This is a genomic window from Priestia sp. TSO9 (assembly GCF_021029645.1).
Lineage (GTDB): Bacteria > Bacillota > Bacilli > Bacillales > Bacillaceae_H > Priestia > Priestia megaterium_E.
In genome coordinates, this window is the sequence record NZ_JAJEKD010000015.1 from 219,768 (window position 1) to 242,725 (window position 22,958).

21 protein-coding genes and 3 other annotated features are annotated in these 22,958 nt (G+C 39.3%); of the genes, 3 read left to right on the plus strand and 18 right to left on the minus strand.

What is annotated here, in order from left to right:
- Window positions 1–566 precede the first annotated feature (566 nt).
- Window positions 567–1,892, plus strand: coding sequence for a hemolysin family protein (locus tag LJC66_RS15870; RefSeq protein WP_060746966.1), 1,326 nt, complete (start codon window positions 567–569; stop codon window positions 1,890–1,892).
- A 29-nt stretch (window positions 1,893–1,921) separates the two neighbouring features.
- On the opposite strand, the gene LJC66_RS15875 is transcribed toward LJC66_RS15870, so the two are convergent.
- The 5 genes from LJC66_RS15875 to LJC66_RS15895 all read right to left on the minus strand — a co-directional run bounded on the left by LJC66_RS15875 (window position 1,922) and on the right by LJC66_RS15895 (window position 5,794).
- Complete coding sequence (locus LJC66_RS15875; RefSeq protein WP_028409139.1) at window positions 1,922–2,875, minus strand: sporulation protein; 954 nt, start codon at window positions 2,873–2,875, stop codon at window positions 1,922–1,924.
- 123 nt (window positions 2,876–2,998) lie between these two features.
- A complete protein-coding gene (locus tag LJC66_RS15880) occupies window positions 2,999–3,274 on the minus strand; it encodes a hypothetical protein (protein ID WP_230932995.1) in 276 nt (91 codons plus the stop codon).
- A gap of 263 nt (window positions 3,275–3,537) precedes the next feature.
- Window positions 3,538–3,957 (minus strand): CBS domain-containing protein, encoded by a 420-nt coding sequence (locus LJC66_RS15885; RefSeq protein ID WP_013057690.1) that lies wholly within the window; start codon window positions 3,955–3,957, stop codon window positions 3,538–3,540.
- Window positions 3,958–4,297: 340 nt separating this feature from the next.
- The gene (locus LJC66_RS15890; protein ID WP_028409141.1) at window positions 4,298–5,269 is read right to left on the minus strand and encodes an extracellular catalytic domain type 1 short-chain-length polyhydroxyalkanoate depolymerase; all 972 of its coding nucleotides are present in this window, start codon (window positions 5,267–5,269) and stop codon (window positions 4,298–4,300) included.
- 366 nt (window positions 5,270–5,635) lie between these two features.
- Window positions 5,636–5,794 (minus strand): hypothetical protein, encoded by a 159-nt coding sequence (locus tag LJC66_RS15895; protein ID WP_195696610.1) that lies wholly within the window; start codon window positions 5,792–5,794, stop codon window positions 5,636–5,638.
- A gap of 127 nt (window positions 5,795–5,921) precedes the next feature.
- Between LJC66_RS15895 and LJC66_RS15900 the strand changes: the two genes are divergently transcribed.
- Complete coding sequence (locus tag LJC66_RS15900) at window positions 5,922–7,466, plus strand: FAD-dependent oxidoreductase (protein WP_230932996.1); 1,545 nt, start codon at window positions 5,922–5,924, stop codon at window positions 7,464–7,466.
- 42 nt (window positions 7,467–7,508) lie between these two features.
- On the opposite strand, the gene LJC66_RS15905 is transcribed toward LJC66_RS15900, so the two are convergent.
- The 11 genes from LJC66_RS15905 to allC form a co-directional block, all read right to left on the minus strand.
- Complete coding sequence (locus LJC66_RS15905) at window positions 7,509–7,754, minus strand: hypothetical protein (RefSeq protein WP_013057694.1); 246 nt, start codon at window positions 7,752–7,754, stop codon at window positions 7,509–7,511.
- 141 nt (window positions 7,755–7,895) lie between these two features.
- Window positions 7,896–9,167: a 3-phosphoshikimate 1-carboxyvinyltransferase gene (gene aroA / locus LJC66_RS15910; protein ID WP_230932997.1), complete on the minus strand. Its 1,272-nt coding sequence runs from the start codon at window positions 9,165–9,167 to the stop codon at window positions 7,896–7,898.
- Window positions 9,168–9,182: 15 nt separating this feature from the next.
- A complete protein-coding gene (locus LJC66_RS15915; protein WP_028409144.1) occupies window positions 9,183–10,040 on the minus strand; it encodes a prephenate dehydrogenase in 858 nt (285 codons plus the stop codon).
- 20 nt (window positions 10,041–10,060) lie between these two features.
- Complete coding sequence (gene aroC / locus LJC66_RS15920; RefSeq protein WP_230932998.1) at window positions 10,061–11,227, minus strand: chorismate synthase; 1,167 nt, start codon at window positions 11,225–11,227, stop codon at window positions 10,061–10,063.
- Between the two features lie 48 nt (window positions 11,228–11,275).
- Window positions 11,276–11,476: a binding site (T-box leader), on the minus strand.
- A gap of 6 nt (window positions 11,477–11,482) precedes the next feature.
- Entirely contained in the window at window positions 11,483–12,556 is a 1,074-nt protein-coding gene (locus LJC66_RS15925; RefSeq protein ID WP_013057698.1) for a bifunctional 3-deoxy-7-phosphoheptulonate synthase/chorismate mutase, read from the minus strand.
- A 126-nt stretch (window positions 12,557–12,682) separates the two neighbouring features.
- Window positions 12,683–12,889: a binding site (T-box leader), on the minus strand.
- A gap of 70 nt (window positions 12,890–12,959) precedes the next feature.
- Window positions 12,960–13,165: a binding site (T-box leader), on the minus strand.
- Window positions 13,166–13,365: 200 nt separating this feature from the next.
- A complete protein-coding gene (locus LJC66_RS15930) occupies window positions 13,366–13,824 on the minus strand; it encodes a GNAT family N-acetyltransferase (RefSeq protein ID WP_230932999.1) in 459 nt (152 codons plus the stop codon).
- Window positions 13,825–13,883: 59 nt separating this feature from the next.
- The gene (locus LJC66_RS15935; protein ID WP_230933000.1) at window positions 13,884–14,414 is read right to left on the minus strand and encodes a chromate transporter; all 531 of its coding nucleotides are present in this window, start codon (window positions 14,412–14,414) and stop codon (window positions 13,884–13,886) included.
- A complete protein-coding gene (locus tag LJC66_RS15940) occupies window positions 14,411–14,995 on the minus strand; it encodes a chromate transporter (protein ID WP_230933001.1) in 585 nt (194 codons plus the stop codon). The genes LJC66_RS15935 and LJC66_RS15940 overlap by 4 nt, the downstream gene beginning before the upstream one ends.
- A 24-nt stretch (window positions 14,996–15,019) precedes the next feature.
- Window positions 15,020–16,630, minus strand: a complete 1,611-nt coding sequence (ggt, locus tag LJC66_RS15945; RefSeq protein ID WP_230933002.1) for a gamma-glutamyltransferase — start codon at window positions 16,628–16,630, stop codon at window positions 15,020–15,022.
- Window positions 16,631–16,673: 43 nt separating this feature from the next.
- Complete coding sequence (locus LJC66_RS15950; RefSeq protein ID WP_230933003.1) at window positions 16,674–17,924, minus strand: pyridoxal-phosphate-dependent aminotransferase family protein; 1,251 nt, start codon at window positions 17,922–17,924, stop codon at window positions 16,674–16,676.
- Between the two features lie 12 nt (window positions 17,925–17,936).
- A complete protein-coding gene (allC, locus tag LJC66_RS15955) occupies window positions 17,937–19,178 on the minus strand; it encodes an allantoate deiminase (protein ID WP_230933715.1) in 1,242 nt (413 codons plus the stop codon).
- Between the two features lie 306 nt (window positions 19,179–19,484).
- On the opposite strand from allC, the gene LJC66_RS15960 reads away from it, so the two are divergent.
- Window positions 19,485–21,068, plus strand: a complete 1,584-nt coding sequence (locus LJC66_RS15960; RefSeq protein WP_230933004.1) for a PucR family transcriptional regulator — start codon at window positions 19,485–19,487, stop codon at window positions 21,066–21,068.
- Window positions 21,069–21,132: 64 nt separating this feature from the next.
- Here LJC66_RS15960 and LJC66_RS15965 read toward each other — a convergent pair whose 3' ends face one another.
- Complete coding sequence (locus tag LJC66_RS15965; RefSeq protein WP_013083795.1) at window positions 21,133–21,447, minus strand: MTH1187 family thiamine-binding protein; 315 nt, start codon at window positions 21,445–21,447, stop codon at window positions 21,133–21,135.
- Between the two features lie 124 nt (window positions 21,448–21,571).
- Window positions 21,572–22,747, minus strand: coding sequence for a C40 family peptidase (locus LJC66_RS15970; protein WP_025751189.1), 1,176 nt, complete (start codon window positions 22,745–22,747; stop codon window positions 21,572–21,574).
- Window positions 22,748–22,958 lie beyond the last annotated feature (211 nt).

Below are 22,958 nucleotides of genomic sequence, written 5' to 3' on the forward strand. Positions count from 1 at the left end.
GAATATAGGTTGTTTAGAGTTGCTTCTAGCTGTTGATTGGAGGGAAAGCGTAGACTTGCACGGAAATCACTAGCAGTGTAACCAAACGACCCGTACTAGATCATTTACTCAGTTTATTCGTCTGTAGATTGTATTGATTTTGTTATATCTCAATCTCGTTTTTTGTGTATATTTCAGAAAATGACAAAAAACTATGCATTTTGAATTATTTTCTGAATATTTGTAGTATTTTGATTAATTATGCATTATAATAAATATAACCAATAGAAAGGAGTGAGAGATGCATCATATATACTCGGATTACAGTTAAAGGAGGTGTCATAACACGCTCGCAATACGTTTGCTAAAAGTCAGTTGAACTGTAGAACCGATATGTGATAGACCATGATGGTAAAGTTAATATTAATTCCCCTAAATGAACATGTAACATAATAAACTGCTTCTTATTCTTTTTAAAGATAGAAGCAGTTTTTTTATGTGCGTTTTTCTTTTCCGGATTTAATACATGTTTTCTCCACTTTGGCTAACACTTAAGATATACATTTACGTACAAGGTGGTGACTTTAATGATCGCCGTAAAATTACTATTAGTCGCAGTTTTAATTGCATTAACTGCTTTTTTTGTAGCGACAGAATTCGCTATTGTAAAAGTAAGAAGTTCAAAAATTAATCAGCTTCTAGAAGAAGGAAATAAAAAAGCCGTCTCTGCCAAACATGTTATTACGCATCTAGATGAATATCTATCCGCTTGTCAGCTTGGTATCACCATTACGGCTCTCGGGCTTGGTTGGCTTGGTGAACCGACGCTAGATCGGTTGCTTCACCCTCTTTTTACTACCTTCCATACGAATGAGCCGCTTGCTGGCATTTTATCTTTTGTCATTGCATTTGTTGTTATTACTTTTTTACATGTTGTCTTGGGAGAATTAGCTCCTAAAACGTTTGCTATTCAAATGGCTGAACAAATTACGCTGAACTTTGCAAAACCGATTATCGTGTTTTACAAACTTATGTATCCGTTCATTAAAATATTAAACGGCTCAGCTCGTATGTTGACCAAGGTTTTTGGTATAACCATGATTTCAGAAAATGAAGCTGCTCATAGTGAAGAAGAGCTGCGCATTTTGTTATCTGAGAGCTTCGAAGGCGGCGAAATTAATCAATCCGAATATCGATATATGAGTAAAATTTTTGATTTTGATGATCGTTTAGCTAAAGAAGTAATGGTTCCTCGTACGGAAATTGTGAGTGCTTCCAAAGACGACGTCGTAGAGGTTTTTTTGCAAATCGCAAATGTCGAAAAATATACGCGCTATCCAATTGTTGAAGATGGGGATAAAGATAAAGTAATCGGTCTTGTTAATATCAAAGAAATTTATAATGATATTGTATTTAACGAAAAAGACGGCACCAATACGTTAGAATCGTACGTCAAGCCTATTTTTAAAGTAATTGAAACTGTACCTATTCATGACTTGCTTGTAAAGATGCAAAAAGAACGTATTCAAATGGCTATTCTTTTTGATGAGTATGGCGGAACCGCTGGGCTTGTTACAGTAGAAGATATTATTGAAGAAATTGTAGGAGAAATTCGAGATGAGTTTGATACGGACGAAATTCCTTATGTACAAAAAATTAAAGATGATCATTATATTCTTGATGGAAAAATGCTCATTAGCCAAGTAAATGATTTACTCGGTACGGATATTAGCGATGAAGAAGTAGATACCATTGCCGGGTGGGTGTTAACCGAAAAGTTTGATGTGACCAAAAATGATATCATTCAGCATGAGCAATTTTACTTTAAAGTTCTGATTATAGAGGATTTTCACATTAAGTATATAGAAGTAAAAAAAAGAAAGAAGAAAGAAAAAAAGGATGATCATCATTAATCATCCTTTTTATTTATTCAAAATCCCTTTTACCAATCGTCTCCTCCATCAAAAAAATCTCCATCCAACAGATCCTCTCCGGCTTCTTCAATATCTTCTCCAATTTCGCCAAGCGCCGAGTCTTCAAACATATCATCCATCAAATTCTCAATGAGCAGTCCGCCTAACATACCGGCTGCAAAGCCTCCCATTGCTCCTCCCAAACCGCTCATACGTGGGTGGTGTGAATGCTGATCATAGTGAGAAGGCTTATAATACTCATAGTCTCGAGGATTTTCCATCATCTCTTCCATCGCTTCTTCCAGCAAGCGAGCGATAGTGGATGGCTGGCTTAGTTCATCATTTGTAAAAAAGAGTTCGTTTTTTATTTCCCTCTCTCGGCCGAAAGAAGGCAAATCCAGCTCCAATAACACGCGAATACCTTCTCGTTCAATGGCTACCTCAAACTCAACCTCATTTACATACCCCTTTAAGAAGTCCGTAGGAAAAAATGCAAATTCTTGTTTGTATCCGTTAAATTTTCCTGAATGATGTTTTTCTCTAAACCCAAGTGCTTCAAATCCCTCTACTAACTGATATAAGCTTTTTGGAGCTTTAATGCGCACAGGATCCCGGTCTGTTGAGTCTACTCCCCCTTCAATATCTAAGTGTGTCTTAAAGAAATAGCTGACGTTGCTCGCAGAGATTGGAAGATCCAAAGGTAAATGATATGTAAATGGAATTTCTTTTTTCTCGCCTTCATTAATTGTAAATGAAGAAGCTGCGCGCAGGCTTTCCACACGATGTGTATGCATTTGACCGCTTTTCATTTGAACTTCAAGCCAAAATTCAACATCAATTAAATTAATATGTTGCTGAACGTTTCCACCTTGGATGATAATAGCTCCTTCAATTACATGACCGAGCGTATAGGCCGTTTCATTTAGGCGTAAATCTACTTTGGCAGCTCCAACTCCAATTTTAGCAAACATTTTTTTAAACATTTTTTTTCCTCCTCCAAAATGCTCTTACTATATATACGAAGTATACCGTTTATAAGTTTCAACTTACAAAAAAAGAACTCAATTTCTTGAGTTCTTTCTGCTAAATCAACGCTTCATTTTAATTCAATTATTTATTAAATTAAAACACCCAGCCCCAACAGCAGCGACGTCTTTTACAACCACCGTGACCTCCGCCGTGGTTGCCGCCATGATTACCGCCGTGACCTCCGCCATGACAACCGCCATGATTACCGCCATGACCTCCGCCATGGTTACCGTCGTGACCTCCGCCATGGTTGCCCCCATGATGGCATTTTTTATGTCCAGAACGATGATCATCATCATGTTTAGGACAATGATCGTTATGCTTATAATCGTTATGACAGCATTTTCCTTCATGGCTGCTTCTTGGATCATAGCCAGAAGTTTTGTAATAATACTGATTAGAACACCAGCAACACTTCTTTTTATTGTTGTAACTCACATAAACCATCCTTATCTATAAATAAGATTTATATAGGCAATTTTATACCTATATATAAATAGATTATGTAAACTAGTACAAGGAAGTGCATTGCTGTGGGCCATGACCTAAGCCTGTTTTTAGGAGTATGTACGGGGGAGATAAGACAAGAAAAAAAAGCCATCTAGAGATGGCTTTTTTATATTTGATTTTTCACTTTACTTGCGCTTTCTGCATAAAACTCTAGAATTTCTCTTCTTCTCACAATTCCAATAAATACACCTTGATCATCCGTTACAGGAACAAAATTTTGGTCAATTGCCTTTGAAAGGATGTTTTGAACTTCATCATATATAGCAACTGGGTTATAATCTTGATAGCGGTCAATCTCTGTTAATTTAATATTTTCCGTATCTTGAAAGCGATAGTCTCCTAGGCTTTTTAACTTCCAAAGAAGATCTCCTTCAGTAAGAACGCCCACATATTTACCATCATCGTCAACTAGCGGAACTGTAGAATAGCGATGATACTCCATTTTTTCAAGAGCCTGTCTTAATGTGGATTGAATATTTAGTGTTACAACATCACTTTTTGGTACTAAGAAAAATGCAATATTCATTTTTTAATCTCCTTTTCCTTACCCGCTCATCTTACAATTTCTATTTATTTTTTCAGTTTTCGGCTTATTTTAATGTTTTAATCATACAAAATGCAGCTCGCAGTTATCTTACATTTACAACTATAAGCTGTCAATCCTAAGCTATGTAATTTTGACTTCTTATTTTCTTTATTACAGTACCCGTTTTCTAAATAATCAAATCCTAATTTTTAGAAAAACACGTCTAGTTAAAATAGTGGTTCCTGCAGCTGCTTCTTTATACTAATAAGGGCCGGAAGAGCTACTTTCAGCTCTTCTTCTCTGCGATAAGAACGCAACTGAACCTCATTATATGCTCTGTTTATACTTGTTGACTCATGAAAAAATCCCACATGATTCGACTAGCGTTGGGGCCTTTAGGGTCTGTATAGCTGCCCGCTGAGTTCCCTCCTGACCATGCATGACCCATTCCATTGATAATATATTTATCAATAGCCAATTCTCCCTTGCTGCTTTCGTAGCGATATGTTGTATAATCCCGTCCAAAGAGAATTTTTTCTTCTCTCGTTTTAACCGGGCTATCTTGAATCCATCCATCTATTCTTCCGTTATAAGCAAGATTATTCGTTGTAATCCACTGGTGAACCACTTGATCTGCATTGGCTACATTTACCGTAGAATCAGCGTTACCATGAAATACAATGAGCGGCAGTGGCTTTGCCCGTTTCCCCATTTGCTGATAAGCAATTCTCCCTTGTTTAACGGGGGAAGGACCTTTACTGGCCATGACAGAATACGCATTAAATACGTTAAGAGCCGCCTGATATTCGATACCTGCTGACACACCTATTCCAGCAAACAGTTCTGGATACGTTACCCCCATAACGATGCTCATTGCTCCTCCTGCTGACAGACCGGCAATAAACACTTTATTTTTCTGAATAAAGTGCATGTTTTGGACTTTTTTTACAATTCCTGCGATAATAGCTGGTTCGCCAAACCCTCTAATTTGATGAAGAGGTTCAAACCAGTTCCAGCATTTATTCATATTTGAGTTAGAAGACTGCTGTGGATATACGACAATAAATTCTTTTTCGTCGGCGAGCTCGTTCATTTGCGTGCCTATTGCAAAATCATCTGCATTTTGTGTACATCCATGCAGCATAACCATTAGTGGGTAAGATTTTAAAATATGATAGGATTTAGGTAAATAGACCTTGAATTTTTTTCCTTTATGAGTATATGTTTTAAATGATTCAGATGACGCTTCTTGTTGTTCACTTGAAGACACAAGCGTTGACGTATTTATAACATTAGGTAGTGAACCCAACATGGTACCCCTCCTCTTTTTGTCAACGTTTTCATTTTTCTTCCCAATTACGTCCTGTATTACAATACTACATATTATTTCGTTTTTTTGCACGTTCTACATACTCTGAGAGTACAACTTGTTTTGGTTTTAAGCCGTTTTTTATCTTCTTAAAATTTGGGATTTTTTTGCTATATATATACTTTATTACTATATATGAAAATTGTCACTATAATCATGAAAAAAGGACAAACATGCCGTTTGCCCTTTTATTTGGACCCTGATGTTTAAATACCCTTTGCCGAATTAAGCCTCTATACTTTTATTATATGATGCTCCCTATCATTTATATGAATTTATTGCTCTTCATGTTTAAATCTGTAACTTTTACTATTTCATACTCTGCTTTTTATTCACCAGTTCTATCGTAGCAAACGGCAAGGTGCAGGTACGGAAGCCACGTTGAAAAAGAAGAATCTTAAAGAGCAAATATTTTTGTTTAACCTCTGCTTCGTTCGCAACAATCGTACAAGGGCTGATTGTAATCACTCTTTTCCCCTCCGTTTGCTTAAATAGGTATAGCAAAGAGATGCTATTGGAGTAGATTCCTTTATTTTGCATACATTTTTTAGAAAACTATGGTAAAAATAAGACTTATCATATGGAGGTGAATAAATTGGCAAATATCCCAAAGGATACTGAACCCTACTGGCGCGATCATTTAAAGTTTCCAACATACCCATCTCTTTCAGAAAATCGAAAAGTTGATGTTGTAGTAGTAGGAGGCGGTATTAGCGGTATTACAACAGCTTATTTATTACAAAAAGAAGGACTGAACGTGGCGTTAATTGAAGCTGATAATATTTTAAATGGTACAACCGGTCACACAACAGCAAAGATTACAGCTCAGCATGACGTTATCTACGATGAGCTGCTTTCACACATTGGCGAAGAAAAAACGCTGCTGTATTATAAAGCAAACGAACAAGCTCTGCAGTTTATGAAAAACTTAATTCAATTGGAAAACATTGACTGTGATTTTTCGGTACAAGATGCTTACTTATACGGAGAAACGCTGGAGTTTGATCATCGAGTTCGTAAAGAATTTCGAGCTTATCAGCGATTACATATTCCATGTGAATTTGCAACAGAGCTTCCTTTTAATTTTGATATTAGGGCAGCAGCTATTATGAAAGATCAAGCTCAGTTTCATCCGTTAAAATATCTGCTTCATTTAGTCAAAAAATTCACAGAAAGCGGCGGATTGATTTTTGAAAACACCGTAGCAACGGACGTAGAAGAAAGCACGGCGCCCACCGTTGTCACAAGAGACGGCCATCGAATTTCTTGCAAATATGTAGTGGCGTGTTCACATTTTCCATTTTATGATGGAGCGGGCTTTTACTATACGCGCATGTATGCCAAACGTTCGTATGTGTTAGCAGCAAAAGTTGAACAAGCTTACCCTGGAGGCATGTATTTAAGTGCTGATCAGCCTACTCATTCGCTGCGTTCAACAAAAGTTGACGGAGAAGAACTCATCTTAATTGGCGGAGAAGGCCACAAAGCTGGACAAGGAATTAATACTATGTTCCACTATGAGTCCCTTCAGAGGTTCGCCGAAGAAAATTTTACTGTTCAACATTTTCGTTACAAATGGTCTGCACAAGATTTATTTACGCTTGATAAAATTCCATATATCGGTCCCATTAAAGAAAGCAAGCCAAATATCTTTATTGCCACCGGATTTAAAAAATGGGGCATGACTCATAGCACCATTGCAGCACATATTATTCGAGATGCAATAACCGGAAAAGACAACCCATATGCAGAGTTGTATAATCCATCTCGTTTTTATGCGGACCCTAGCCTTAAGCATTTCTTTCGTCAAAATCTTGATGTGGCTGAACACTTTATTACCGGTAAGTTTTCAATGCCTGAAAAAGGACTGGATCAGCTCCAAAATGATGAAGGGTCGGTCGTATATGTAAACAGCAAACGTACGGGGGCTTATAAAGATCCTCAAGGGAAGCTTCACTGCGTCGATACTACATGCACGCATTTAGGATGTGAAGTGAATTGGAACGCTGGTGACCGCACGTGGGACTGCCCTTGTCACGGTTCTCGTTTCTCTTACGACGGATCTGTGGTAGAAGGCCCTGCTAAAAAGCCGCTTACACCAGTGGATGTCAATTCAAGCGATAAAAAAAGCACGCCGTAGGGCATGCTTTTTTTATCATTATCAATGGATTCACATTTGAGTTTACTCTTTACATCCTTCTTTTCTAAAGTATCGATTATACACCAAAACCATTGCATAAATGACTAAAAAAGAAAACGTAAAGATAATTAACCTTCCAGATTCAGGGACATGATCAAGATAGTCTGTTTCAAAAAACATAACAAACATCAAAAATGGCAATAAAAACAAAAACCAAATAAAATCTCGATCCATAAACATTTTTATAAAAAATAAAATGGCCCCGATGTAGACAATCATCAAAAACATAATCATTCACCAAATTCTATTTAATACTAGAGGTGTTGTAATGATTATATCGGATTTCTCCGGCGAAATATAGAGTCATTGGTTTTAATTTTATAAATTCCTTACAACTTTCAAACTGCTATTTTAACATAATAAGGGAATTTACTGCTGTAAAGACTCTAAGTGAGCAAAAAACTGCGGGTAAGAGACGGATACCGCGTCACGATTTTCAATAATTGTTTCCCCTTCTGCAATACAAGAGGCAACAGCGAGCATCATACCGATACGGTGATCTCCGTGGCTGTTTACATTTGCTCCGTGAAGTTTTGCACCTCCGTGAATAATCATTCCATCTTCCGTTGCTTCAATGTTAGCGCCCATTTTGGTTAACTCATTCACTACCGTATCAATACGGTTTGTTTCTTTGACTTTTAACTCTGCAGCATCTTTAATAACTGTAATTCCTTCTGCTTGCGTGGCAGCTAGTGCAATAATTGGGATTTCGTCAATTAAGCGTGGAATTAAGTCTCCGCCTACTTCCGTACCTTTTAAGTGAGAAGCTTCTACAACTAAATCTGCATAGGGTTCCGCTGTTTCTTTTGTTTCTTTGACTGTCTCGATCGAAGCGCCCATATTTGAAAGCACATCTAAAATACCCGTTCGAGTCGGATTCATCCCCACTTTTTGAATTTCAATGCGGCTGTTTGCAATAATAGCCCCCGCTACTAAAAAGAATGCAGCTGACGAAATATCACCAGGCACTTCTACATGCGTTCCTCTTAACGTTTGACCGCCTTCAATTGAAACCGTTAAGCCTTCTTCTTTCACTTTAACACCGAATGCCTCTAGCATACGTTCTGTATGATCACGCGATTTCGCCGGTTCCGTTACAGAAGTTGTTCCTTCCGCCTGCAGTCCAGCAAGTAAAATAGCTGATTTTACTTGTGCGCTTGCAACAGGAGATGTATAGTGTATGCCTTTTGCTTTCCCACCACGAATAACAAGCGGTGTAAAATTAGCGTCTTTTCGGCCGTCTAAATGAATATTCATATCACGAAGCGGACCGGTTACACGCTTCATAGGGCGTTTGGCAATAGATTCGTCTCCAATCAATGTTGAATGAAAGGGTGTATTTGCTAAAATCCCCATCATAAGGCGAATCGTTGTGCCCGAATTTCCAACATCTAAAATATCAGATGGCTCTTTTAGAGCTTGTATACCTTTTCCTTTTACTACGACGCTTTGTTCATCAATCATTTGAATATCTACACCTAATTTTTGAAAGCAGGAAATGGTGCTAAGGCAATCGTCTCCTGGCAAAAATCCGTTAATCGTTGTTGTTCCTTCTGCAATCGAACCAAACATGACGGAACGGTGAGAAATGGATTTATCTCCTGGAATTTGAATCGTTCCTCGTAAAGCTTTTACTGTCACAATACGTCTCTCCTTTTATGCGTGAAGCGAATCACGAAATTCTTTCGCATCTGAAAAGTAATCAAATAATTCGTGACCGTCACCTTTTTCTACTAATAGTTTTACTTGTTCCATTTCTTTCATCCAGTCATCAAGCAATGTTAAAAGCATAGAACGGTTTTGTTTTAGTATATCTCTCCACATATGAGGGTTGCTTGAAGCAATTCTCGTAATATCTCGAAAACCGCCTGCTGCCATTTCCGTGACAAGATGATTCTGTGCTGAATATCCTTTTACTTGTCTTACAAGACTGGTCGCAATCACATGAGGTAAATGACTGACAACTCCAGTGATTTGGTCATGAGTAGCTGCATCAAGCGGTACAAATTGTGCACCTGTAGGCTCTAGCAAATGCATAAGCGCATCTATTTTTTCTTTTTGCTCATTTTCAAACGGCGTTAAAATATAGCGCGCCGAACAAAATAAATCCGCTCGTGCATTGACTGCACCGCTCGTATGAGAACCAGCCATCGGATGTCCGCCAATAAATGAAATACGTTTTTTATTCAGCGCTTCGGCTGATTTCATAATTTCACCTTTGGTACTTCCGACATCCGTTACGATAACCGTTTCTTTAAGCTTCCAAGTAGAAAGGTCGTGTATCCATGCTGTCGTGTACTCTACTGGAGTAGCAAGCACGATATAATCTGCTTGGGCTGCTTCTGTTTTTATATCTTCAGCTACATAATCAACGATACCTAGCTGGTTGGCTACTTGTACTTCATTTGTATTGATATCAGCTCCAACGACTGTGACGTGACGATGCTTCTTCATAGCTAGCGCTAATGATCCTCCAATAAGACCGACGCCAATAAGTAATACACGTGTTTTCACCTTTCATTCTCCTCTATTCATTAAAATTGCTTTGCGTATTCTTCATGTTTTTTTACGTTTTCTTGAATTAACTGAATTCGATCTGCCCCAAATTGATCGATAATAGCAGATGCTAGTTCCCAAGCAATCACTGATTCTGCTACGACCGCTGCCGCCGGTACTGCACAGCTGTCTGAGCGTTCAATACTTGCAGCAAATGGCTCTTTTGTATCAATATCTACACTTTGCAGCGGCTTGTATAAGGTAGGAATAGGTTTCATGACACCTCGCACAACAATCGGCATCCCAGTTGTCATGCCTCCTTCTAAACCTCCAGCATTGTTCGTTTTACGCGTATAGCCGTTTTGTTCATCCCATAGAATTTCATCATGGACTTCACTTCCCGGTCTGCGAGCTACTTCAAATCCTACGCCGATTTCAACGCCTTTAAACGCGTTAATGCTCATAATAGCAGCAGCTAGCTTTGAGTCTAACTTACGATCATAGTGCACGTAACTTCCCACTGCAGTTGGCATTCCTTCTACTACTACTTCCACTACGCCACCAATGCTGTCTCCATTTTCTTTTGCATCATCAATTGCTTTCATCATTTTCTGTCCCGCTTCTTCATCTAAGCAGCGAACAGGTGACGCTTCTGTTTTTTCCTGAAGTTCTGTCAGTGACTCATATGCCGTTTTTTCAGCTTTCACACCGCCGATTTCAAGTACGTGACATGCAATATTTACGCCTACAGCTTTTAGTACTTGTTTGGCAACTGCGCCTGTGGCTACTCGTACCGTCGTTTCACGAGCAGATGAACGTTCCAATACGTTTCGCATATCTCTGTGGCCGTATTTAATCGCTCCATTTAAATCCGCATGACCTGGACGAGGTTTTGTAATTTGTCGCTTCACTTCTTCATCATGATCAACTGGATCAGCACCCATAATATTTCTCCAGTGAGTAAAATCTTTGTTTTCAACGACTAAAGCAATGGGTGAACCAAGCGTCTCACCGTGGCGAACCCCGCCTTTAATCTGAACTTGATCTTTTTCAATCTGCATGCGGCGTCCGCGCCCATGTCCCTTTTGTCTTCTTGCTAAATCTTCATTAATATGTTCGGCTGTTAATTCAAGCCCTGCCGGTACTCCTTCAATAATCGCTGTTAATTGAGGTCCGTGCGATTCTCCTGCTGTTAAATATCTCATATTATCGATTCCTTTCTGTTATAAAAAATAAAAAACTCGCCCCTACGTCATAGGGACGAGTTTTTCTCGCGATACCACCCTAGTTGCAAACATTGCTTGCCACCTCGAATTGTTAACGATCCGCTGACCGCTCTATAAAAGAGTACTCAAAGAGTGTAATTCGCTCACATTTGTGTACTGACTTCCACCAACCGTCAGCTCTCTGAGACAGGGAAATGTTTGCTACTAGTTTCTTATCACTGTATCACTATGAAATTAAGATAATTTTACTGCTGCACCTTTTAATTCTTCCATGAATTTGTGGAATTCAGGAATGTTCATTTGCTGTGCTGAATCTGATAGTGCTACTGCTGGGTCTGGATGAACTTCTGCCATTACCGCATCTGCGCCGATAGCAATCGCTGCTTTTGCACATGGTAATAGTAAGTCTTTGCGTCCTGTTGAATGCGTTACGTCTACTACAACTGGTAAATGTGTTTCTTTTTTCAAGATTGGAACAGCTGAGATATCTAATGTGTTGCGTGTTGCACGCTCGTATGTGCGGATACCGCGTTCACAAAGAATAATGTTTCCATTTCCGCGAGACATAATGTATTCAGCAGCGTTAATAAATTCTTCGATTGTTGCTGCCAATCCACGTTTTAAAAGAATTGGTTTGTCTACAGAACCTGCTGCTTTTAATAGCTCAAAGTTTTGCATGTTACGTGCACCAATTTGAATCACATCTACGTAGTCTAGAGCCGTTTCAATATCTTGAGGAGAAACAATTTCACTAATAATTGATAGGCCTAGCTCATCGCCTACTTGACGTAAGATTTTTAACCCTTCCACTCCAAGACCTTGGAAATCGTAAGGTGATGTACGTGGTTTGAACGCTCCGCCGCGCATTAACGTAATGCCTTGTTCTTTAAGCGCTAAGCCCACTTCTTTTACTTGTTCGTAGCTTTCTACTGCACATGGTCCCATCACAAATTCTAAGTTTCCAGGTCCTACTTTTGTACCGTTGATGTCAACGATTGTATCTTCGGATTTCTTTTTACGAGATACAAGAAGTGCTTTGCGGTGATCGTCTTCTTGAAGCTCTAAGCTTGCTTTGAAAATTTCTTTGAAAATATGCTGAATTGTTGAAGCTTCGAATGGTCCATTATGGTTAGCTAAGATTTGATCTAACGATTTACGTTCACGAACTGGATCAAAGCGATTCACACCTTGTGTACCTTTTACTTTTCCGATTTCTTGTGCGATTTCACCGCGTTTATTTAATAATTCTAAAATTTCTAAATTTATTTCGTCGATTTGTCCTCGTAATTGTTCTAGTGATTTTGTCATTTTAAAAATCCTCCTTTGATTTTATAACCTTGAACGGATCTTCTCGTTTAGTTTGTATTGAAAAATCCGTTTTACACCTACACAGCCGCTTATGCGGATATACAAAAAGTCCCTACTGATTGTATCAGTAGGGACGAATTGATCGCGGTACCACCCTAATTGCAAGCATTGCTTGCCTCTTCATTAAGATAACGGCTATTGCCGCTTTTGACTATCGCCAAAAGAAAGCTCCAAGAATGTAATTCGCAATCTCTTTTGTACTGATTCGCACCAACCATCAGCTCTCTGAATACAGGGAAGATTTTGCTACTATGCTCTTTTCATCGCTTGTAATGGATATAAAATTATAACGGACCGAAATACAAAAAGTCCCTACTCACCCTTAAGATTTTTCTTAAGAGTCAGTAGGGACGAAAATTCGCGGTACCACCCTAGTTGCAAGCATTTTGCTTGCCTCTTCATTAAAATAACGGCCAGGCCGTCTTTTCCTGCTCGGAAAAGATGCTCAAGGAATGTACTTCGAAAAAATTTGTGTTCTGACTCGCAGCAACCGTCAGCTCTCTGTTACAGGGAAATTTTTTCTACTAGTGCTCCTATCAACGCTCAGTATTGACTATGTATGTGTACTTGGATAATCAGTTCCGATCGTTTGAAACTGTTTGTCGCTTCCAAGTTGTGTGTAATGTTGTGTGATGTTGATTTGTATTATGAATGGTTTTTTTATCTTCGTCAACACTTTTTATTAATTTTTTTTATTTTTTAAAAACCACAGCTCTTTCAAACCCTTCTCTATCAAGAGTTTTGCTGCTCTAATTTTTTTCAAACTTGTATTCCATTTCAGATTCACATTCAATAAATCCATGTTTTTGATACAAGCTTTTTCCAGCGGAAGAAGCATTTAACCATATTCGATTTACGCCACTTTTTTGGCAGTACTGCATCAAATGCTTTAAAACAGCTGAAGAATAGCCATGCTTTCGGTGATCAAAAGCTGTATACATGTTCATAACATATGCTTCTTTTCCTTGGAGGTTACTCGGTGAAGGCGGACGTATAAAAAATCCGATGCTTCCTGCTGATACAATTTCTCCATCCGCTTTTAAAATAGCCGTATAGCTATTTGGATTATTTATATTTGCAGTAAAATATTTTTCTGTAGCTTTTTGAAACAGCTCCTCGTTGCCGTTTAATTCTCCCAGTTCTTTCATGAGCAACATTCGCAGTTTAACCAAATCCTGAACGTTTTCTAGCGCTGCTTTTTCAACCATGACTTCCCCTCTTTTCGTCTCTTTTACACAAAAAAACTCTCATTATTTGAGAGCTTCATTTAAGCAAGAAAAACAGCTCCGTATACGAGTGCTCCGACAATAACGAACGCTGGATGCACACGCGATTTTTCCAATAAAAGAAAGCTGGCTGCTACTAAAAATAAAGTTTGCCATATCCCTGAATCACCGTATGAATTCATAAAAAATTCATATGCCATCAAGCCCAGTAAAATAGCGATAACGGGACGAATGTAGTTCGTCATTTTCTTAACATTTGGCGAATCTTTATACTTAAATAATATTCGAAGTAAAATAACTAAAAGTAAAACCGATGGAGCAATCGTTGCAAAAAGAGCAATCACAGAGCCTAAAATCCCAGCCTGCTGATATCCGATAAACCCCGCCATTTTTGTTGCAATCGGACCAGGAAGCGCATTTCCAATTGCCAGCATTTCACTAAACTCTTTGACCGTAAGCCAATGGTAGCGATCTACGACTTCTTTTTGAATAAGCGGAATCGACGCAGGTCCGCCTCCATACCCTAAAATATTTGAAACAAAAAACGCCATGAATAGCTGAATATAAATCATACCGATTCCCTCTTCTGCTTGTGTTCAGCACTTTCGCCTTTTTTTCCTTTTCGTTTTAGCGGAATCCAAGCTGCCGCCATAAGAACAATAATAATGACCGCTGGATGGATATGGGCAAATTCCATTAATCCTAAGCTAATAATCAGTAAGATAATAGCTGGCGTCCACCCTAAACCAGACGTTGATTTTTTAAAAAAGTCCCACGTCATACCCGCGAGCATAACTCCCACTACAGGAACAACTGCTTTAGTCATGCCCATAACCCACGGCTGATCTTTAAATTGCGTTAAAGTTGTTAACAGCAATACCATTAAAAAAACGGTTGGAATAACGGCTGCAAATAAAGCTGTCCCGAGACCCAAAATACCGCCGACTCGATAGCCGATGTATCCAGCCAGCTTTGTAGCAATAGGCCCAGGCAGCGTATTGGCAATTGCTAACAAATCGCCAAATTCATCGTCATCCATCCACTTGTACGTATCGACCACTTCTTTTTTTACGAGTGGAATAGCTGAAGGTCCGCCTCCGTAGCCGAGCATACCTGAGCGAAAAAACGCTATAAAAATATCCAATTGTCGCATTTCTCGCGCTCCTTTCTCTGTGATCTAATAAGCAACGACCGCTCCGTCTGTTCGCGCTTCTGTGCCGCCGTATAATACACCGGTTTGTTCATCTCTTAAAATAATCTGTCCTCTTCCAAACGTATGTCTGCTCGTAGCCACATGAATATCATGCCCTTTGCGTTCTAATGCTTCTACAATATGTGAAGGCATTTCTTTTTCCACAAGAACCTTTTTATGTTCAATCCACTGCCATCTTGGTGCATCTAAAGCTGCCTGAGGATTTAGATGGAAATCGATCATATTCATGACGACTTGCACATGTCCTTGAGGCTGCATGAATTTGCCCATTACACCGAATGGACCTACAGCGCTTTTATTCTTTGTTAAAAATCCAGGAATAATGGTATGGTAGGTTCGTTTTCCAGGCTCTAATCGGTTATGGTGCTGTGGGTCTAACGAAAAATTATGCCCGCGGTTTTGCAGGCATATGCCCGTATTAGGTACGACAAGTCCTGAGCCAAAATCCATGTAATTACTTTGAATGAATGATACCATGTTTCCTTCTCCATCAGCTGTCGCTAAATAGATCGTGCCGCTATGAGACGGCTGTCCGGCTTCGGGAATAAGCGCTTTTTCGCCAATCAGCCCTCTGCGCTTGTTTGCATAAGAATCATTCAACAAATCTTCAACTGCTACTGTCATTTTATCAGCATCTGTAATGAATTTTTGTCCATCTGCAAACGCTAGCTTCATGGCTTCAATTTGCTTGTGATATGTATCGACAGAATCTTTGGCATCGAAAGAAAAGCCTTTTAGCGTATTTAAAGCTAAAAGTGCAATAAGGCCTTGGCCGTTTGGCGGAATTTCCCACACATCATATCCTCGGTAAGAAGTTGAAATTGGCTTCACCCACTCTGCTCTAAAAGCTGCTAAATCTTCTTTTGCTAAAAATCCGCCGTGTTTTTTCGAAAAAGCTGCTATTTTATCAGCTAAATCCCCTCTGTAAAAAGATTCTCCATTCGTTTCGGCAATTTCAAGCAGCGTAGCAGCGTGGTCCGGTGATCGCCACATTTCCCCTACTTTAGGAGCAGATCCATTGTTGGTGAATGTCTCAAACCAGTGCTTATATTCGTCACCTTTTAACGCGTGTGTAAATCGTTCAAACGCTCGTTCCCAATTGTACCCTAAAATTGGGGAGATTGGGAACCCTTCTTGTGCATACGAAATAGCAGGCTGCAGCACTTCTTTTAACGACAGTCGCCCAAAGCGTTTTGACAGTTCCGCCCACGCACTCGGGGCACCTGGGACCGTAACAGGAACAAAACCGCGAACCGGCATCTCTTTTATCCCCATGGCACGCAGAGCCTCAATAGAGATAGAAGCAGGAGCAGGACCGCTCGCGTTGAGTCCGTATAGCTCTTCATTGATCCACACGAGAGCAAATGCGTCTCCGCCAATTCCATTTGACGTAGGCTCTACAACCGTTAAACAAGCCGCTGAGGCAATAGCAGCATCTACCGCATTGCCTCCTTTTTTCAACATTTCAAGACCCGCCTGAGCGGCAAGAGGCTGACTGGTTGCTACCATTCCATTTTTTCCAAACGTACACGTACGCTGCGATGCATAGGGGTGTGTAAAAAAGTATTCGCTCATAGAAAATCTCCTCTTTTCTTTATATGATGAATAAAACGAATCTTTACAGACTAGACAGCGCTACTTCTTCCTCGTAAACTTCTAATGCTGCTTGTAAAGCAGAACCTGCATTCACGGTTGCGCCGTTTCGAATAAGCACTGCTTCAAGACCAGCCAATGTAAAGAGAACGTTGTCTTTTCGACAGCTGTATCCCATTGTACCGATACGCCATATTTTTCCGTGCATCGGCCCAAAAGAACTTGCAATTTCAATCCCAAATTGTTCAAGGAGCGTAGAACGAACTGCCTCTCCGTCAATACCTGGGGGAATTAAAACACAAGTAACGGTTGGAACTTTTGAATCCTCATCTCCGAATAAAGATAATCCCATTGCTTTAATACCGGCTACAAGTGCTTTTTCATGGAGGCGATGCCTTGCAAACCTTTCCTCTAATCCTTCTTCTAAAATAACGCGCAGCCCTTCTCTTAAAGCATAGAGCATGGACGTTGCTTCCGTGTGATGATTTAATCTGCGCTCACTCCAATAGTCTTGAAGCTGACTCAAATCAAAATAGTTGCTGATAATATTCGGACGCAGACGAACAGTTTGAGCATCTGCTTTTGTGGCAATTCCTTTTTCAACTTTTTTACGTTCCATGATAATTTTTTCAATACGATCATTGTACGTAATAGGCGCCATACCCGACGGAACAGATAAACACTTTTGTGTGCCTGCAATCAATGCATCAATGTTCCACTCATCTACTTTTACATCCGTACCGCCAATAGTGGCTACTGCGTCGACGATAAATAAAACATCTTGGTTTCGGCATGCAGCCCCAATTTCTTTAAGCCGCTGTATTCTTCCTGTAGACGTTTCACCATGAACCATTGCAACAATTTTCGGATTTACTTTTTTTATTTCACGAATAACTGTTTCAGGGTCAAACACTTCTCCCCATTCGCATTCAATATTGTGTACATCAGCTCCGTAGCGCTCGGCAATTTCTGTTAATAAATAGCCGAAGCGGCCGAAAATCGGGACAAATACTTTATCGCCAGGCTCAATTACACTTGCAAGAACTGCTTCAATCCCAGCTCTAGACGTTCCATCAACGGGAAAAGCCCATTTGTTTTTGGTTTGAAATAGTTCACGAAGCATTTCCATCGTTTCATTCATAATGTGCGTAAATGCGGGGTCAAACTGACCTAAAATAGGTGTTCCTAATGCTCTTAATACGCGGGGATCTGCTTCTACAGGTCCGGGTGTCATAATCGTACGCGGCGGTGTATGAAGCTGTTTTGTTATAGTCATGTCAAATTCCTCCTAGTAGGCAAGTTTATATAATAGTTCTATTAAGACCTTTACTCCTTTTTCTAACTGTTCTCCTTTGGTGAATTCCTTTGGGGAATGGCTGATTCCATCTTGGCTCGGTACGAATAACAAACATGTTGGAATTCTTCGTCCAAATACCTGTGAGTCGTGTCCTGCACCGCTTACTAATTCTCGGGAGGAGATATTCTTTTCCGAGGAAATAATTTTGGAAAGTTCAGATAATTCTTCGCTCATGGCGACAGGTTTTTCATCCATCCAGCAGTCGATATTCACTTCTAAACCCCCTGCTGTTCGCTTTATAATCTCCTTCATTTCTCGTTCTGCCTCTTGTAAAGCCTCATATTCATGATGTCTTATATCGACCGTGAATTCTACATATCCTGGTATTACATTCGGTGCATTTGGAGAAAGTGTAATTTTGCCAACCGTTACGTATAAAGCGTTATGATATGTTTCGCTCAGTTCAATAAATGCTTTAGCAAGTTTGCAGCTCACATAAAATGCATCTTTTCTGATGTTCATCGGGGTTGTGCCCGCATGGTTACTTTCACCTTTAACAGATACTGTAAATCGTTTCTGCCCGACGATACTAGAAACAATTCCGATATCGCAACGAGACATTTCAAGCTGCTTTCCTTGTTCGATATGCAGTTCAATAAAAGAAGCGATGTCCGTGCGGTATGGCTCGCTGTGGAGGCCTTTTCCGAAATTGAGCTGTTTCATTGCGTCATCCAGCTTAACCCCTTCTTTATTTATAACATGTTTTGCATCACTTTTGCTGTGTAATCCATTCATATTACCTGATCCCCAATACGTAAGAGGAAATCTGCTGCCTTCTTCTTCACAAAGTGATACGACCTCTAAGGTTTTTGTGGGGAAGCCGTAATGCGCATATAGGTACTGCAGAGCAATGATACCTGCCACAACACCAAACGCCCCGTCATACTTTCCTCCGTTTATCACGGTGTCGATATGGGATCCTGTTAAAATAACTTGTTGTTCTGAACCCGTTCCTTGCAACCGTCCAAATAAATTTCCTACATCATCGTAATACGTTTTGAGATGAAGTTCCTTCATTTTTTCTTCCAATGCCTTTTGAGCTGCATTCCACTGTTCCGTATATAAAAGCCTCGTGACCCCTTCTTTTTCATCTAACCCAAACTGTGACAGCCAGCTAACGTTTTCTTCGATTTGCTGACAAAGCTTAGATTTCCCCGTCATATCTGCAACCATTGCTATCCCTCCTGCTATCTTCATTTTAAGAAAATGACTGATTGTTTTCATTAACACTTCCTACAATGATTTAGTGTTTTTTTAGCTAGTATCACTAAATATATAAAGTCTTATATACGTCACTTTTTCTAACATTATATGTTATTTATTTTATCTTACAGGATTGAATACACTTCTTCATTAACAATTTATACATTTTTTTCTGAAAATTTTATTTATTTTAACTAAACTTTCTTATAAAATAAAAGATAGATAAAGATACGCGCAGGGAAATGTGAGAATTTTTAACAAAAGGAGTAATAAATAATGGAACTACAAACTCTTTTACGCATTCCAATTTATGAGAAAGCATCTGTAGTAGCCGGGCAAAAAGGAGTCACCCGCAAAGTACATAACGTCAATATGATGGACGCACCCGATATTTTATCTTTTTTAAAAGAAGGAGAATTTTTAATTACAACCGGTTATCACTTCAAAGAACATGAAGAAAGCTTAGCAAAACTTGTAGAAGGAATGGCTAAAAAGAAATGTGCAGGATTGGCCATCAAAACAAAGCGCTTTTTCGAACACGTGCCTGCTTCTATTTGTCAGCTAGCTGATGAACTTCACTTTCCGATCATTGATTTCCAAACGGACGAAACGTTAGGCGCGGTTATTAACGAATCTCTCAGCTTTATTTTAGATAAAAAAACAGCCGAGCTTCAGCAAGCGATGGTCACACATCAGCTATTTTCCTCATACATCTTACAAGGAAAAGGCATTGAGAAAATTATGCAATCTATTCAAACGTTATGCAATGCTCACGTTGCCCTTTTTGATACCCATGGCCATGAACTCTTTTATACAAACAAACGCGAACCTTTTTCACTCCCGATGGAAGAAGCGGTAGCGGGTGCTAAGCAGCTGTTTTTACGAACGTCAAAATATACAACCTTTTCTTTTTTACACACCAAAAAAACCGTTACGCTTTTTCCGATTGCGACACATACAAGAAAGTACAGTTATTTACTTATTGAACACCAAGTTTCTTTATCCGATTCAGCGCTCCTAACGATTGAACAAGCGACAAACGTTTTATCCTTCGAAATGATGAGACAGCAGGCTTTGTATGAAGCTGAACGGCGACGAAAAAACGATTTTTTCAATCAGCTTGTTAACAATTATTATAAAACGCTAGAAGATGCTTCCTTTCAAGCACAGATGATGGGCTTATCAGCAGCAAACAGCTATATTTGCGCCGTCGGGAAAATCCATTCTACATTCACGCCTTACAGCGATGATGATATGATCTATGAGCTCCTTCACTATGAGTTATCAGCAGGTCATACAGAGGCCGTTTTGTTTTTCTATGACAATCTTTATATTCTTTTGTTTACACCTCATTCTCAACCTATGATTATAGAATGCTTGCATCGCTTGCAAGAAGCTGTTTACCGTCACTACGATAAGCGAATGTCATTTGGAGTTGGAAATCAAAGCCAATCCCTACTTACAATCGCTGACTCATATAAAGAAGCTGTTGAAGCTCTTGAAACCATCCATTTTAAAGATCAGTCGAAGCTTATTCAATTTTATCAACCAAAACAGTTTAAAGAACTGCTGAGGTTGCTTCCAGCAAACGATTTACAGGATTACTATTCTCAAACATTAGAAGGTTTGCTGCAGTACGATAAGAAAGATCGCTCCATCTTACTTGACACGCTGGAAACATATCTAAATTCCAATTGCCAAATCTCAGAGACTGCTAAGCAGTTATTCGTTCACCGGAACACGGTGATCTATCGAATTGAAAAATGCGAAGAGTTATTAAAAAGACCTATTCACACGTCAGAGGAAACCCTTCGGCTGCGCGTAGCTTTTCAAATTTTTTCTCTTGTGCATGCTAATTAAGTATAAATACAATAAAAAACGCCTGAGTGGATACTCAAGCGTTTTTTATTGTATTGCATATTTTTTATTTCGCTTTTAATTTAGACTGTACGGATTGTAATTTCCCAGCCATCGTATGATTTTCTTTATCACGGCGATCATCAATTCGTAAATTTGTACATACGCGCTGAATGCCATTTTCAAAAGGTACTTCATGCATCTCTTGAACAATGTTTAGCAGCGTGCTTAATTCCCCTTCAATCAATGTATTCATAGGGGTTAATTGATATGTAATTTCATCTTCATGCTTGGCCAACACTTTTTGAATATCAGCTACGTACTGACTCACGCTTGGCGTTTCCGTACCTACCGGAATAATGGTTACATCTACAATAGCCATGTTATACACTCCTTTTATTTGTTCCCTAGTTATCATACCAAATCGCGCAAAAATTTCCTACTTTTACGTTTATGGTGCATAGAAAAAAGGAATAGTTCTACAACTACTCCTTTTTGTTACACTCTTATAGGTAACGCTTTGCTCCTAAGTAACGTTTTGACCAGTAAGAGTTGCTTAGTGATGTGATTGTCACGCCTGTTGAAGAACCTGCATGCATGAATTGACCGTTTCCGATATAAATTCCAGCATGACTAGCTCCTGGTTGGTACGTTTCAAAGAAAACGATATCGCCAGGCTGAGGTGAACTTACACGCGTACCAGTTTGATAGATGCTAGCAACTGTACGAGGAAGACTTACACCTACTGCATTGCGATATACATAGTTAAGGTAACCACTGCAATCAAATCCTCCAGGCGCAGCTCCACCCCAAACATAAGGTGTTCCCATAAAACGTTTACCGTATGAAATAACTTTTGAAGCTGAGCTTGAGCTTGTGCTGCTTCCTGTTGATGTTGAAGGTTTTGAGCTGCTAGAGCTGCTTGAATTTAATTTATTCAGCGTATCTGGACCCGCTTCTCCGTCTACTAATAAACCATTTGCACGTTGAAATGATTTTACTGCACTTGTTGTAATTGAGCCAAAGTAGCCTGTTACACCAGCTGAGAAGTAACCTTTATTTTTTAGTTTTTGCTGAAGGCTGCTTACTGCTGAACCTTTCATACCTTGACGTAAAATAGTTGAGTTGCTAGAGCTAGAACCACCAGTTGAAGCGCTAGAACCGCCATTTTTTAATTTACTTAACGTAGCTGGACCCGCAATTCCGTCCACAGACAGTCCGTTTGCACGTTGAAATGCCATTACTGCATTTTTTGTAATTGAACCGAAGTATTGAGTCGTAGTTCCCTTAAAATAGCCTTTATTCTTTAGCTGCTGCTGTAAAGATTGTACGTTTGGTCCAGTTGAACCAACGCGCAGCAATGAACTTGAGCTAATTGATGAACTTGATGAGCTTCCGCTTCCTAGCAGTTTATTAAATGTAGATGGACCTGCAATACCATCTGCAGACAAGCCATTTGCACGCTGAAACGACTTTACTGCGCTAGTCGTGATTGAACCGTAATAGTTTGTTGTTGTACCGTATGTAAAATAACCTTTGTTTTTTAATTTTTGCTGTAATTCTTTTACATCTGAATTACTTGTTCCTGGGTGCAGCGTAGCATCTCCTAAAGCAGCTTCACTAATTGTAGGTACTACTGTTAAAGATCCACATAACGCTAACGAATATATCAACTTTTTCATAAAAAAAGGTTCCTCCAATGCCATAATCTACTAATCTATAAGACGTTTACATTGTAACAACACATTATTACAAAATAACATCACTAATATTACATTTATGTTACAAGAAACGACAGTATCACAGCTGCATGGTGTATATTGTCGTAGTTTATTGTCGTTTAACACTTAATAAGTTCGACAAAAAAGCTAATATATTCCAAAATTATTCCTT